Below are 13,927 nucleotides of genomic sequence, written 5' to 3'. Positions count from 1 at the left end.
GGTCGTGCAGGCGGGACTTGCGACCCTGCCAAAACTCCCAGCGGTCGGGCACCAGCCGATAGCCGCCCCAGTGCGGCGGCCGGGGCGGGTTGAGCGCGAACTGCGCGGCGTAGCGCGCGGCGTTGGCCATCAGCACCGCGCGGGATTCGATCACCTCGCTCTGGGGCGAGGCCCAGGCGCCGATGCGCGAGTCCAGCGGACGCGAGCGGAAGTATTCGTCCGATTCGGCCTCGGCGACCTTCTCGACGCGCCCCTCGATGCGCACCACGCGCTCGAGCTCCACCCAGTGGAACTGCAAGGCGGCGTACGGATGGACCGCCAGCTCGCGCCCCTTGCGGCTGTGGTAGTTGGTGAACCAGACGATGCCGCGCTCGTCGCAGCCCTTGATCAGCACGACGCGGGTCGAGGGCCGGCCGTCTGCGCCGACGGTGGCCAGGGTCATGGCATTGGGTTCGGGCAGTTGCGCGGCCAGGGCCTCGTCGAGCCAGCGGCGAAACAGGCGCAGCGGATCGGGGTCGGCGCTGCGTTCATCGAGCTCGGCGCGTTCATAGCTCTTGCGCAGATCGGCGAGACGTTTGTCCATGGCGGGCAGTATAGGCACCGCCCGCGCACGGCGCGCCGGCCATCGGCAGCGACCCCAAGCGGGTCGGTCCCTAGGGCTTGTCCCCAACCGGGGTGTCCCCAGTGGCGCCGGCGCGCCGACTGGGCTTCCATAGGGCCGGTGTGCCGCACCGGTGCACCATCGCATCATCACAAGGAGGATGTTCATGTCGTCTGCGCCCGTGGTCATCGTCCTGGCGGCGGGGGCCGGGTCGCGCTTCGAGGGGCCGGGACACAAGCTCACGCAGGCCCTGGGCCCCACCACGGTGCTGGGCGCGACGCTGCAGCAGGTGCTGGCCAGCCGTCTGAGGCTGGTGGTGGTGACCACCAGCGCCTTGCGCGACATGGTCAAGGGCTGGGTGGCCACGCAAGATGTCATCGTGGTGCCCTCGGGCTCGGACGGGACGGGCGAGCACCTGGGCATGGGCTATTCGATCGCCGCGGGCGTGCGCGCGCGGGGTGATGCCGCCGGCTGGCTGGTGATGCCCGGCGACATGCCCCTGGTGCGCCCGGCGACGCTGCGGGCCGTGGCGGCCGCACTCGAAGGGCATCCGGTGGCCTATGCCCAGTTCCAGGGACAGCGTGGCCACCCGGTGGCGTTCTCGGCCGAGCTGTACTCGGAGCTCGCGGTGTTGGACGGGGACCAGGGCGCCCGCAGGATCCTGGCGCGCTATCCGGCCGCGGCGGTGGAGGTGGACGATCCCGGCGTGCTGGTGGACATCGACACCCGCCACGACCTGCTGTCGGTGCAGACCCGTGTGCCGGCGTGCGGCGGCGTGCCGGCGGCCCAAAGGGAGTACCGCAGGCCCTGAGCGCTCGCCCGTCTTCAGCCGCTGATCAAGCCATGCCGCCGGGCCAGCGCCAGCAGCCCGGCCAGGGCGCGGTCATGGATGCCGTACTCGCGCAGGCAGCGCTCGGTGCGCACCACGTAGTCCAGCGTCGTGCCGTAGCGGCCGCGGGCATGACGCAGGATGTGCAGCAGGCGCGCTTCGTCCAGCGCGCCGGTGTGGTTGGGGCTGTTGCGGCTGAGCGTGAAGGCCAGCGCGCGCACTGTGCCCTGGGCGGTGCGGCAGGGCAGCCAGCGCGGATCGTAGACCCCGGTGGGCATCTCGCGCTGCCACAGCTTGTCCAGCTCGCGCCGCGCGATGGCCCGGGGCACACGGAACACCATGCCCTGGCAGGCCCCGCCGGGCATCAGCGCAAAGACGAGGCCGGGCTCGAGCGGCGTGCCCCGATTGATGCGCGACCACATGCTCAACCGCCGGTGGTAGCCGTGCACGCGGGCCAGCAGGCGCCGGTCGTGCTCGATCTCCGGGTTCCAGATCAGCGAGGCGTAGCCGAACACCCACAGGTCGGCACCGGCGGGCCACTGTGACAGGGTCTGCTCCAGCATCACCTGCGGATCGCGCAGGATGGGCACGCTGCCGAGGTCAGGAGGGTGGGCAAGGTTGGGGTTCACGGGCGCGTCGCAGGCTCGCCGGCGATGCAGGGGCCGGTCAAAGGTTGTACCGCAAGTTCCTCCGTCCCGCAGGCCCCCTGTCGGTTCCAGGCAACGGCAGGCCCCGGAGGAGGCGGCGGCGACCTGCACAACTCCACCCCGGCGGTGGGGCGGGTGCGTTTTGATTTGACGTTGTAACCAAGTTACCTAAGAATTGAGGTATTGGTTACAACCGCACGCGCCAGGCGTGCCGACCCTGCGATGAAATCCGTCATTCAAGAAGTCACCCAGCGCATTGCCGAGCGCAGTGCCGCCACGCGGCGCGCCTACCTCGAGGTCGTCGAGGGCATGGCCCGCCGTCCTCGCGGTGCCGACCGCATGGGGTGTGCCAATGTGGCACACGCCTTTGCGGCGCTGCCGGCGTCGGACAAGTTGCGTGTCGTGGCCGAAAGGGCGCCCCACCTGGGGGTCGTCACGGCCTACAACGACATGCTCTCGGCGCACCAGCCCTATGAGGGGTTTCCGGCCGTGATCCGCGACGAGGCGCGCCGCCGGGGCGCCACCGTCCAGGTGGCCGGCGGCGTGCCGGCCATGTGCGATGGTGTCACCCAGGGCCAGCCGGGCATGGAGCTGAGCCTGTTTTCGCGCGACACCATCGCGATGGGCACCGCGGTGGCGCTGTCGCATGATGTCTTCGATGCCGCGCTGCTGCTGGGGGTGTGCGACAAGATCGTGCCGGGCCTGCTGATCGGGGCGCTGCACTTCGGCCATCTGCCCTGCGTGTTCGTGCCGGCCGGTCCGATGAGCTCGGGCCTGTCCAACAACGACAAGGCCAAGGTGCGCGAGCAGTTCGCCCAGGGTCTGGTCGGCCGCGAGGCCCTGCTCGCGGCCGAATCGGCCGCCTACCACGGCCCGGGCACCTGCACCTTTTATGGCACGGCCAACAGCAATCAGATGCTGCTGGAGGCCATGGGCCTGCATGTGCCCGGCGCAGCCTTCATCCATCCGCATGCCGAGCTGCGCGAGGAACTCACCCGCGAGGCGGTGCGCACGGCTTTGCGTGGCATTGAGCGCGCCGAGCAGGTGGCCATTGGCCGCCTGGTGGACGAGCGCGTCATCGTCAATGCCATGGTGGCGCTGCTGGCCACGGGCGGTTCCACCAATCACCTCATCCACTGGGTGGCGGTGGCGCGGGCCGCGGGGATCCTGATCGACTGGAACGATTTCTCCGACCTCTCCGCCGCAGTGCCGCTGCTGGCGCGCGTGTACCCCAACGGCAGCGCCGACGTGAACCAGTTCCAGGCCGCCGGCGGCCCGGGCTTCGTGATCCGCGAGCTGATCGACCACGGCTGTCTGCATGCCGATGTGGCCACTGTCGCCGAGGGCGGCCTGGCGGCCTACACCCGCGTGCCCGTGCGCGCTCCGGGCGGCCTGGCCTGGCAGGACCTGCCGGGCGACAGCGGCGATGACACGGTGCTGCGCCGCGCCGACCGGCCTTTCAGCTCCACCGGCGGGCTGAAGCTGCTGCGCGGCAACCTGGGCCGTTCGGTGATCAAGACCTCGGCGGTGCCCGAAGACCGGCATGTCGTCGAGGCGCCGGCCCGCGTGTTCGACAGCCAGGAGGACATGCTGGCGGCCTTCAACCGCGGCGAGCTCGAACGCGACGTGGTCGTGGTGGTGCGCTTCCAGGGCCCACGCGCCAATGGCATGCCTGAGCTGCACAAGCTCACGCCACCGCTGGCGGTGCTGCAAGGCAAGGGCTACAAGGTGGCGCTGGTGACCGATGGCCGCATGAGTGGTGCCTCGGGCAAGGTGCCGGCGGCCATCCATGTGAGCCCCGAGGCGCTGGCCGGCGGGCCGCTGGGCAAGGTGCGCGACGGCGACCTCATCCGCCTCGATGCCGTGGCGGGTACGCTGGAGGCGCTGGTGGATGAGGCCACCTGGGCCACACGCGAGGGGGCCTTGCCATCGGCCGAACAGGCGCATGCCCATGGCCGCGGCCTGGGCCGTGAGCTCTTCGCCGGCATGCGGCGCAACGTCCTGAGCGCCGAAGAAGGCGCGTGTACCTGGCTATGAACATGATGACCGACCCCTTGGAACTGGCCGACCATGGCCCCGTGATTCCCGTGATCGTGCTCGACCGTGTCGAGGATGCCGTGCCGCTGGCGCGCGCCCTCGTGGACGGCGGCGTGAAGGTGCTGGAGGTGACGCTGCGCACACCGGTGGCGCTGCAGTGCGTGCAGGCCATCGCGCGGGACGTTCCCGAGGCCATCGTGGGCGTGGGCACGGTGCGCCGGCCCCAGGACGTGTGGGCTTCGGTGGATGCCGGGGCGCGCTTTACGGTGAGCCCGGGTTATACGAGCGAGATCGGCCGTGCCTGCCGCGAGGCCGGATTGCCGCTGCTGCCCGGCGTGGCCACCAGCAGCGAGGTGATGGCCGCCAACGCCGACGGATGGCACTTCCTGAAGTTCTTCCCAGCCACCGCGGCCGGGGGGCTGCCGCTGCTGCAAGCCTGGGCCAGCCCCTTCCATGACGTGGTGTTCTGCCCCACGGGCGGCATCACGCCGCAGACGGCACCGCAGTTCCTGGCGCTGCCCAATGTGAAGGTGTGCGGCGGCTCCTGGCTCACGCCTGCGCAGGCCATCCGGGCCGGCGATTGGGCGCGCATCACGCAGCTCGCGCGTGAGGCCCGCAGCTTGCGAGCCTGATCAGGCCTCGGGCTTGCGTTCGATCAGCTCGATCTTGTAGCCGTCGGGGTCGGTCACGAAGGCGATCACGGTGCTGCCGCCTTTGACGGGGCCGGGCTCGCGGGTGATCTGGCCGCCGTTGGCGCGGATCTTCTCGCACGCGGCATAGGCGTCGGGCACCTCGATGGCGATGTGGCCGTAGGCCGTGCCCAGCTCGTAGCGTTCAACGCCGTAGTTGTAGGTCAGCTCGATCTCGGCGTGCTCGGGATTGCGGCCGTAGCCGACGAAGGCGAGCGAGTATTGCTGTTCCGGACGGTCGGTGGTGCGCAGGAGCTGCATGCCCATGACCTTGGTGTAGAAGTCGATCGAGCGTTGCAGGTTGCCCACGCGCAGCATGGTGTGGAGGATTCTCATCGTGCGGTATGGGTGAGGGGAGCGTTTCGCGGGCGCCTTTGAAGGCGCGCACGCCGTACAGTGTGCCCCGGCCCCGCCCTGCGTGCACGCTGCACCCCGGATGCGCCCATCGCGCCGCGGGGCTTGTGCGAGGACCGGCGATGCCGGCCGCGCCGGCGCCTGGATTCAGCGAGGACCGGGCACACCCAGGCGGCGCAGCTGGGCGATCACGGTGTCGGCATCGACGCAGCCGGGGGCGACGATGTGCCCCTCGCCCTCGCTGGCGGCGATCAGCGTGGGAAAGCCGGTGATGCCCCAACGCTGGGCCAGCGCGACGTCGTCGATCGTGGCCTCGCGCAGCTCGGGGCTGGTGAATGCGGGCTCGAACGCCTGCCGGGGCAGGCCGATCGAGGCGGCCAGCTCGACCAGCACCTCGGTGCGGGTGACGTCGCGGCCCTGGGCATAGAAGGCCGTCTGGATGGCGCGGAACATCGGCAGGCCCAGGCGCGGCTGCAGCTCGCGCACCGTGATCACGGCACGACAGGCCGGTTCGGTGGTATAGACGAAATCCTCGCGCCGCAGCCAGCCCAGGTCGAAGGGCTGGCCGGTGCGGGCCGCCACTTCGCCCCAGTGGCGCCGCAGATGGGCCCGCAGCCGTTCGTCCATCGGGCGCTCGTCCTGGCGCAGGCCGCCCATCACGAGCTGCAGCGGCAGGTGGGCATAGGCAGCGCGCACCCGCTCGAGCTGCGGCGCGAAGCCATAGCACCATGAGCACAGGGGGTCGCCCACGTAAACGAGGGACCAGGAACTGCCCATGGCGCCGGGGCGGATCAGGACGTGCCGGCCCTCACCGGCACGGTGTAGTTCAGCGCACGCCGGCCCCCGTCGACATAGAGGATCTCGCCGGTGATGTAGCTGGCGGCGTCGCTGGCCAGGTAGGCCACGGCCTCGGCGACCTCGGCGGGCTCACCCAGGCGCTGCATCGGCGTGCGGCTGAGGATGCGTGCGCGGGCCTCCTCGCTGCCCAGCACCGCCTGGCGGGCGAGTTCGGTGGCGATCGTGCCGGGGGCCACCGCATTGACGCGGATGCCATGGTCCACCAGCGCCAGCGACATCGCCCGCGTGAGCTGGTCGACCCCCCCCTTGCTGGCGTTGTAGCTGGCGATGCTGGGGATGGCCATCACGCCATTGACCGAACTCATGTTGACGATGGCGCCGCCGGATCCCTGGCGCACCATCACGCGCGCACAGGCCTGCCCCATCAGGAAGGCGCCCTTGAGGTTGACGCGCAACACGGCATCGAAATCGGCCTCGGTGATGTCGAGGAAGTCCGCGGCGCGGAAGATGCCGGCGTTGTTGACCAGCACGTCGATGCGCCCGAAGCGCTCGACGGCTGCGGCCACGGCGGCATCAACCTGGGCCTTGTCGCCCACGTCGCAATGAAGGTACAGGGCCGGGGCGCCTTGGGCCGACAAGCGATCGGCCAGCGCTTGGCCTTGGGCGTCGTCGACATCGAGCAGCACCACCGGGGCCTCTTCGCGGGCGAAGCGCTCGGCACAGGCCGATCCGATGCCTTGTGCGGCGCCGGTGATGAGAGTGACGCGGCCATGCAGGCCGAAGCAAACGGACGGCGGCGAGGTGTGCGGCATGCAAGCTCCCTGTCGAACGCACGACACCCGCCGCGGCCAGGGGGCCGTCAGGCGGGCGGCGATGAGCTTGCAGTGTAACGGGGCTTGGCAGGGGGTCAGAGGGGGTCAGGCCGGACGCAGGCGTTTCATCTGGCGGCGCAAACTCACGGCGTCGGGGCTGCGCTCGCGCGGGCTTCCTTCGAGCCGGAACACACCCACCGCGGCGGCCACGACCTGCGCTTGCTCCTTGAGTTGCGCCGAAGCCGACGACAGCTCCTCGACCATGGCGGCGTTTTGCTGCGTGAGCGTGTCCATCTGGGCGACCGCCTCGTTGATTTGCGAGATGCCGTTGAGCTGCTCGCGCGCACCGGTGCTGATGTCGGCCATCAAGGACTGGACCTGCTCCACCGAGCGCAAGGCTTGGTCCATCGTGGCGCGTGCGGCGTTCACCTGTTGCTCGCCGGCCGTCACGCAGCGCGAGGACTCCCCGATGAGCGCTTTGATCTCTTTGGCGGCCGCGCTGGTGCGCTGTGCCAGCGCACGCACCTCTGCGGCCACCACGGCAAAGCCGCGGCCCTGCTCGCCGGCCCGGGCGGCTTCGACGGCGGCGTTCAAGGCGAGGATATTGGTTTGGAACGCAATGCTGTCGACCACGTGGATGATCTCGCCGATGCGCTGCGAGGCTTGGCTGATGGCCTGGACGGTATGGATCACCTCGTCGACGGCCTGGCTGCTGCGGCCGGTGATGTCCTGGGCTTGGACGGCCAGCTCGGCGGCTTGCCGGGCGGCATCGGCGCTATGGCTCACGGTGCCGGTGATTTCCTCCATGGACGAGGCGGTCTGCTGCAGGCTGCTGGCTTGCGATTCGGTGCGTGCCGACAACTCCTGGCTGCCTGCGGCGAGCTCGGCTGCGGCGGCCTGGATCCGCTGGACCTCGTCGCGGGCGTCGCGCACGATGGACATCAGGTTCACATTGAGTTGGTTCATCGCCTGGGCGAAGCGGCCGATCAGGTCGTGACGGTCCACGGCGATGCGTTGGGTGAGGTCGCCGGCGGCCATGCGATGGGCCAGGGTGAGCAATCCGTGAATCGGACGGATCATGAGGGCGTTCAGCCCTTGGTACAGCAGCCAGGCCAGGGCAACGCTCAGCAAGGCGCCGCCGGCCCAGGCCTGAGCGCTCAGATCCTGCCCGCCGCCGCGGCCCACACCGATGCCCAGCGTGAACGCCACACCGACCACGGCGGCGGCCAGGGCGCCCACTTTGGCGCCGAGTCCCCCGTCGAGCCGGCGCGCCCAGCGACCGGCCAGGGTGTCGCGCAGCACCCGGCCGTGTTGCAGCCGGTGCACCGGCCGGCCGGCCGCGCGTTCCTCGCGCATGCGGGCGTACAAGGCCTGGGCGGCTTGCACTTCCTCACGGCTGGGGACGGTGCGCACCGACATGTAGCCGATCGGCTGGCCGTTGTCGACCAGCGGCGTGACATTGGCCATCACCCAGTAATGGGAGCCGTCCTTGCGGCGGTTTTTGACCACCGCCCGCCATGGCAGCCCACTTTGGATGGTGGCCCACAGGTCGCGGAAGGCCTCTTCCGGCATGTCCGGGTGTCGGATGAGGTTGTGCGGCTGCCCAAGCAATTCCTCGCGGGCGTAGCCACTGACCTCGATGAACGCCGGGTTGCAGTACAGGATGCGGCCTTGCAAATCGGTCGTGGACACGAGGGTGGATCCTTCGGGGACCCGGTACTCGTGGTCGGTGACAGGCAGGTTCAAACGCATGGAACTCTCGTCCGGGGAGCTGAAGCATGGGAGCGGTATCGGCCGATTCGGGGTTTCCCGTAAGCCCCGGCCGTGCTCGGGCTTGATTCAGCTCAAACCGCAGGTGTGAACTCGATCACGGGAGGCCTTCGCGCCGTGACGGGTTGTCGAGCCCCCGATTCGGGGTTGCGGGCTCAGCGGTGGCAGCGCAGGATGAGCGGTGCTCGAGGGACCCATGCCACAAGACACGAAGCCGCCCGTGTGGGTGCTGATCGTTGGCTGCCAGGCCAAGGACTGGCCGGATGTGCAGGCCGCTTTGGCGCCGCAAGCGCAACTGGTCGATGCCTTGCCTGCCGATGCGGTGCCGGCGCTGGTGCTGATCGACGCCACCGAGCAGCCGCAGCGCCTGCCGAGCCGGCTCGATGCCTTGCGCGCCGATCCGCTGTGCCGTTCGGCCCCGGTGCTGGCCTTGGCCGGGCCGTCGGCGCCGGTCGATGAGTGGCTGGCGTTGGGGCTGTCCGATGTGCTCCAACCGCCTTGGAGCCCCGCACGCTGGCGTGCGCGCTTGCAGCCGCGGCTTCAACTGCACCAACTGGCCGTCTTGCTGCGCGAGGGGCAGCAGCACTTCGAGACGGTGCTGCATCAGCGCAGCCAGTCTGTGGCCTTGGAGCGCGACGCCTTGTTGTGGACCTTGGCCCTGCTGGCCGAGCGGCGCGATCACGAAACCGCCCGCCATCTGCTGCGCATGCAAGGCTATGTACGCGTGCTCGCACTGGGCTGGCGGCGCCTGACCGGGCGCCTGGCCGAGCTGGACGACGAGCGGCTGGAGTTGATGGTGCGTGCCACGCCCTTGCACGACATCGGCAAGCTCGAGGTGCCCGCTCACCTGCTGCGCAAGCCCGGCCGCTTGACGCCCGAGGAGTTTGCGATCGTCAAGACCCACACGCTGCGCGGCCATGCGGCCTTGGCCAGTGCGCAGGCCCAGCTCGAGGTGCCTTGTCCCTTGCTCACGATGGCCCAGGAGATCGCGCTGACGCACCAGGAGCGCTGGGACGGCACGGGCTATCCGCGTGGGCTGGCCGGCGAGGCGATTCCGCTGTCCGGACGCATCGTGGCCCTGGCCACCGTGTATGACGCGCTGATCAGCGTGCGCAGCTACAAGGAGGCCCTGCCGCACGACACGGCCGTGGCGGTCGTGTGCGGCTGCCGGGGCACCCATTTCGACCCGCAGCTCGTGGAGGCCTTCGAGCGGGATCACGAAGCCATCCGCGCCGTGGCTGCACGCCATGCAGACGATGCCGACGAGATGCACCGCCTCATTGACGCGGCCTTGCGCGCGCCGGCGAAGGCCGCAGACTCGCCCGACGGTGTGGCCGTCTGAGGGGGTAACGCCTTGCGGAGTTCAGCGCCAGTGGCGCTGCAGGTTCAGGCCGGCACTGAACCGCCGGGTGGGCGCCGGTTCGTAGAACTGTGCATTGGCGGCGTTGACGATGACCGAGCCGACGTAGGCCCGATCGGCCACATTGTCCACCCGCGCGAAGGCGCGCACTCGCCAGGGGCCGTGCTCGGCCTCGTACCCCCAGCGCAGATGGGCCACGCCGTAGCCGCCCGCGAAGGCCGAGTTCGCGTCATTGGCGGGCAGTGCGTCCACGGCCCGCCATTCCAGGCCCAGGTGCCAGGCCTGGGCGGGGCGCCATACCAGTTCGGCGAAGGCCGAGCGTTGCGGCACGCCGGGCAGGCGGTTGCCGTTGTAGTCCTGGCCGGCCGAGACGTACTCGTCGAACCGTGCCTGCAGCCACGTCAGGGCCAGCACGCTTTCCCACTGCGCCGACCACCGTGCGTGCCACGAAGCCTCCCAGCCGTGCCGCGACGTCCGGCCGGCGTTCGCGAAGGTGCTGCGCCCGCCGACGTTGCCGAAGATCACGATCTCGTCGCGCACCCGGGTGCGAAAGCCGGTGAGCGCCGCTTCGTGGCCCGGTGTCAGCCGCGCCTTGAACCCCAACTCCCAGGTGTCGTGGCGGGCGGGCTGCAGGGCCAGGTTGGAGCCCGGCTGACCGTCGGGGCGGTAGGCGATCTCGGCCAGGGTGGGGGTCTCGAAGCCGCGTCCCGCGCTGGCGTGGACATGCCAGCCGGGGCGGACCTCCACGTTCAGGCCCAGCATCGCGCTGTCGCGGCGGAAGGCGCGCGAGCCGCTGTCGTCGGGGTTGGTGCCGGTGACGTAGCGGTCCTCGATCTCGAAGCGCACCCGTGAATGGCGCATCCCGCCCACGACCGTCCAGCCCGGGCGCGGCGTCCAGCGGGCCTGCACGCGTGCATCGGTGTTGGCCGCGTCGTTGTCCTCGTCGCGCCGGGTGTCGCCGGCCGTGCCATTGTTGTTCACGAAGCCGCGCCGGCGCTCCTGGCTGCGGTCATGGTCGAGCCCGGCGATCCACAGCACCGGGCCGAAGCGGCCTTGCCATTCCAGCCCGGCGCCGGCGAACTGGCGGTCCAAATCGACCACGCCGCCCGAGGAGGTTGCAGCGGCACCGCTGAAGGCCAGGAATTGTTCGACCTGGCGGGTGCCGCCGTAGGCGGAGACTCGCAGGTTCTGGGTGTCGGAGAGGTCCAGCCGCCAGGCCACGCCTGCCTGCGAGTGCCGCACCGACTTGCGGGTGTGGAAGGCCAGCGCGTTGTTGCCGGGCTGGCGCCGGTCCTGCGCCAGTTGTTCGGCGGTCAGGCCCAGGGGGTCGAGCGTGTCGGGCTGGTCCAGGTGGTTGACGATGAGCGTGAGGCTGCTGCGCTCGCCCAGCACGGTGCGGGCGCGCAGGTTCAGCGCATCGCGGCGTGTGCGGCTGTGCTCGCGGTAGCCGTCGGTCTGGAAGCGGCTGAGGTTGCCGGCCACTACGCCGCGGCCCTCGCGCAGGTCGCTGCGGGCCTCCCACATCGTGCGCCCGCTGTCGTCCTCACCCACCCACAGGCCGCCACCGGCGAAGGTCTGCCCGGGGTCCAGGTCGGACACCACCTGGATCACGCCGCCGGAGCTGTTGCCATACAGCACCGACAGCGGGCCACGCAACACCTCGATGCGCTGGGCGCCGTCGAGGTCGAACAAGCCGGTCTGCCCCTGACCGTCGGGCATGGTCAGCGGGATGCCGTCCTGGATCAGCCGCACGCCGCGCACGCCGAAGCTGGCGCGGGCGCCGAAGCCGCGTATCGACACCTGCAGGTCCTGGGCGTAGTTCTGGCGGTTGTTGGCGACCACACCGGGCACGCGCACCAGCGCATCGGAGATGTTCACGCGCAACTGGCCCTCGTGGATCGCACCGGCCTCGACGGTGTCGACGGCCGCAGGCAAGGCGCGCCGCGGCGTGGGTTCGCGCGAGCCGGTCACGACGACGGGGTCGAGGGACTGGGGCTGGAGTCGATCGGCATCGACCGCTTGGGGCCAGGCGGCCAGCGGGCAGGCGGCCAGCACCAGGGCCAGGCAAGGGCGTGCAGGAGGCGGCAGGGGCATCGGGCGGCTCTCCCAAGGGCGCCGGTGGCGGCCGGCAGGATACCGCCACCTTATCACCAGCCCCCGTCCCGCCGGCAGGGCGCAATCCCGCCCTCAATGCACCGGCTTCGGCCCCGGGGGTCAGCGCGGCGGCGGCGCAGGCACCGGGGGCTGGCCGGTGCGTGCCATCCAGGCGATCAGCGCCGAGCGCATCGCCTCTTCCACCGTCATCGCGATCGGCGTGATCCAGGTGCGTGGCACGAAGACCGTGTAGCCGCCGATCATGTAGCCCATGGGCAGGTAGACGGCCACACGGTCGTCCTTGCTGACGCCCTCGGGCAGGCCGTCCAGGCTGTTGCGCGTGACCAGCCCGATGATCTCGAGCCCGCCGCCTGGGAAACGCACCACCACGACCTGCTGGGCGGCCTGCTTGTGTTGCGGCGCGAAATAGTCGGCGAAGCTTTTGAGCGAGGTGTAGATGCTCTTGACCACCGGCAGATTGGTGAAGGGAAACTCGATCAGCGAGGCCAGACTGCGCACCGCGGGCAGCGAGATCACGAAGCCCAGCCCCCCGATGGCCACCACCGCCAGCGCCAGCCCCAGGCCGGGGATGTAGGTGTTCCCGAACAGCGGGTAGGTGAGCCAACGTGCCATGCTGTCCGTCCACGCCAGGAAGACGTAGAGCACGTAGACGGTCAGAGCCAGGGGCAGGATGGCCAGCAGACCCCGCACGAAGTACTGGGTCCAGCGCTTGATCAGGGGGTTCATCACGGGGTGACAGGGGCAAAACCGCGAGCCCGTCAGGATAGCAGCGAGCGCTGACAGCCGCCTGAGGTGCCGAAAACGGCGACGCCCGCGGCGCGGGCCGCGGGCGTCGTGCGGGGGGCGAAGCTTTTTACTTGCCGCCGCGCACCTTGGCCAGTGCCGCCTGGGTCTCGTTCCACAGGTCGCGGCCGACCTGCTCGGCGATGCTGGCGTGCACGGCGGTCAGCTTCTCGCGCATGCGGTTGGCCTCGGCGCTCGACAGCTCATTGACCTGCATGCCCTTGGCCTTCAGCTCGGCCAGGGCCCGGGCGGCTTCCTCACGCGTGTCCTTGCGCTCGAAGTCGCGGCTCTTGACGGCGGCATCCAGCAACACCTTGCGCTCGGCCTGGCTCAGGCCGTCCCACCATTTCTTGCTGGCCAGCACGATCCAGGGGCTGTAGACGTGGTTGGTGACGGTCAGGTACTTCTGCACCTCGTAGAACTTGCTCGACAGGATGGTGTTGTAGGGGTTCTCCTGGCCGTCCACCGCGCGGGTCTCGAGCGCGGTGAACAGTTCCGAGAAGGGCAGGGGGATGGCATTGGCGCCCAGGCTCTTGAAGCTGTCGAGGAAGACGTTGTTCTGCATCACGCGCAGCTTGATGCCGTTGAGGTCTTCCAGCTTGGTGACCGGCTGCTTGTTGTTGGTGAGGTTGCGAAAGCCGTTCTCCCAGTACACGAGGCCCACCAGGCCCTTTTCCTGGAGTTTGTCCATCACCTTCTGGCCCACCGGGCCGTCGAGCACGACGTCGGCCTCGGCGCTGTTGTTGAACAGGAAGGGCGTGTCCCAGATGGCCATTTCCTTCGTGATGCCCACCAGCGTGGCGGTGGAGCCCACCATCATCTCCTGGGCGCCGCCGATCAGGGCTTGCTGCATCTGCACGTCCGAGCCCAGCGCCGCGGCGCCGATGGCACGCACACGCATCTTGCCGCCCGAGGCTTTTTCCACCTCCTGGGCGAAGAGCTTGACCGCGCGACCCTGGTTCGATTCTTCGTTGAGGCCGTAGCCGAAGCGGATCATGCGCGGCTTGATGTCCTGGGCCCAGACCTGGCCGGCGGCCAGCAGGGCCACACCGAGGGCGGCGACAGCGAGTTTGAGTTTCATGCGAGGTCTCCTTGTGTGGAAAGGTCGGGAACGCGACCGGGGTCGCCAGGA

The 13,927-nt window shown here is 69.9% G+C and carries 13 protein-coding genes; 4 read left to right on the top strand and 9 right to left on the bottom strand.

Going from position 1 to position 13,927, the window contains the following annotated elements:
- A partial coding sequence (gene pdxH / locus ACK42S_RS03595; protein WP_409703453.1) for a pyridoxamine 5'-phosphate oxidase occupies positions 1-583 on the bottom strand: 583 nt, incomplete at its 3' end.
- A gap of 184 nt (positions 584-767) precedes the next feature.
- Here pdxH and ACK42S_RS03590 point away from each other — a divergent pair.
- A complete protein-coding gene (locus tag ACK42S_RS03590; RefSeq protein ID WP_409703450.1) occupies positions 768-1,412 on the top strand; it encodes an NTP transferase domain-containing protein in 645 nt (214 codons plus the stop codon).
- A 14-nt stretch (positions 1,413-1,426) separates the two neighbouring features.
- On the opposite strand, the gene ACK42S_RS03585 is transcribed toward ACK42S_RS03590, so the two are convergent.
- The gene (locus ACK42S_RS03585; protein ID WP_409703447.1) at positions 1,427-2,059 is read right to left on the bottom strand and encodes a gamma-glutamylcyclotransferase; all 633 of its coding nucleotides are present in this window, start codon (positions 2,057-2,059) and stop codon (positions 1,427-1,429) included.
- 240 nt (positions 2,060-2,299) lie between these two features.
- Here ACK42S_RS03585 and edd point away from each other — a divergent pair, with 240 nt between their 5' ends.
- On the top strand, positions 2,300-4,114 hold the full coding sequence (gene edd / locus ACK42S_RS03580) for a phosphogluconate dehydratase (protein WP_409703444.1): 1,815 nt from the start codon (positions 2,300-2,302) through the stop codon (positions 4,112-4,114).
- Positions 4,115-4,116: 2 nt separating this feature from the next.
- Positions 4,117-4,746, top strand: a complete 630-nt coding sequence (gene eda, locus ACK42S_RS03575; protein WP_409703441.1) for a bifunctional 4-hydroxy-2-oxoglutarate aldolase/2-dehydro-3-deoxy-phosphogluconate aldolase — start codon at positions 4,117-4,119, stop codon at positions 4,744-4,746.
- On the opposite strand, the gene gloA is transcribed toward eda, so the two are convergent.
- From gloA to ACK42S_RS03555, 4 genes are all read right to left on the bottom strand, one after another.
- On the bottom strand, positions 4,747-5,139 hold the full coding sequence (gene gloA / locus ACK42S_RS03570) for a lactoylglutathione lyase (protein WP_409703438.1): 393 nt from the start codon (positions 5,137-5,139) through the stop codon (positions 4,747-4,749).
- 165 nt (positions 5,140-5,304) lie between these two features.
- Positions 5,305-5,934, bottom strand: a complete 630-nt coding sequence (locus ACK42S_RS03565) for a DsbA family protein (RefSeq protein WP_409703435.1) — start codon at positions 5,932-5,934, stop codon at positions 5,305-5,307.
- Positions 5,935-5,948: 14 nt separating this feature from the next.
- The gene (locus tag ACK42S_RS03560) at positions 5,949-6,767 is read right to left on the bottom strand and encodes an SDR family NAD(P)-dependent oxidoreductase (RefSeq protein WP_409703432.1); all 819 of its coding nucleotides are present in this window, start codon (positions 6,765-6,767) and stop codon (positions 5,949-5,951) included.
- Positions 6,768-6,872: 105 nt separating this feature from the next.
- Positions 6,873-8,519, bottom strand: coding sequence for a methyl-accepting chemotaxis protein (locus ACK42S_RS03555; protein ID WP_409703429.1), 1,647 nt, complete (start codon positions 8,517-8,519; stop codon positions 6,873-6,875).
- Positions 8,520-8,733: 214 nt separating this feature from the next.
- Between ACK42S_RS03555 and ACK42S_RS03550 the strand changes: the two genes are divergently transcribed.
- Positions 8,734-9,879 (top strand): HD domain-containing phosphohydrolase, encoded by a 1,146-nt coding sequence (locus ACK42S_RS03550; protein WP_409703426.1) that lies wholly within the window; start codon positions 8,734-8,736, stop codon positions 9,877-9,879.
- 21 nt (positions 9,880-9,900) lie between these two features.
- Here the strand turns inward: ACK42S_RS03550 and ACK42S_RS03545 are convergent, their stop codons facing one another.
- From ACK42S_RS03545 to ACK42S_RS03535, 3 genes are all read right to left on the bottom strand, one after another.
- Complete coding sequence (locus ACK42S_RS03545; RefSeq protein ID WP_409703423.1) at positions 9,901-11,991, bottom strand: TonB-dependent receptor family protein; 2,091 nt, start codon at positions 11,989-11,991, stop codon at positions 9,901-9,903.
- 120 nt (positions 11,992-12,111) lie between these two features.
- Positions 12,112-12,738, bottom strand: coding sequence for a DUF502 domain-containing protein (locus ACK42S_RS03540; RefSeq protein WP_409703420.1), 627 nt, complete (start codon positions 12,736-12,738; stop codon positions 12,112-12,114).
- 127 nt (positions 12,739-12,865) lie between these two features.
- The gene (locus tag ACK42S_RS03535) at positions 12,866-13,876 is read right to left on the bottom strand and encodes a TRAP transporter substrate-binding protein (protein ID WP_409703417.1); all 1,011 of its coding nucleotides are present in this window, start codon (positions 13,874-13,876) and stop codon (positions 12,866-12,868) included.
- Between the last annotated feature and the right edge of the window lie 51 nt (positions 13,877-13,927).

The organism is Caldimonas sp., assembly GCF_046289365.1.
Classification (GTDB): domain Bacteria; phylum Pseudomonadota; class Gammaproteobacteria; order Burkholderiales; family Burkholderiaceae_C; genus Caldimonas.
Note: the sequence above shows the minus strand (reverse complement) of the source record. Positions and strands in the feature narration are given on the sequence as shown.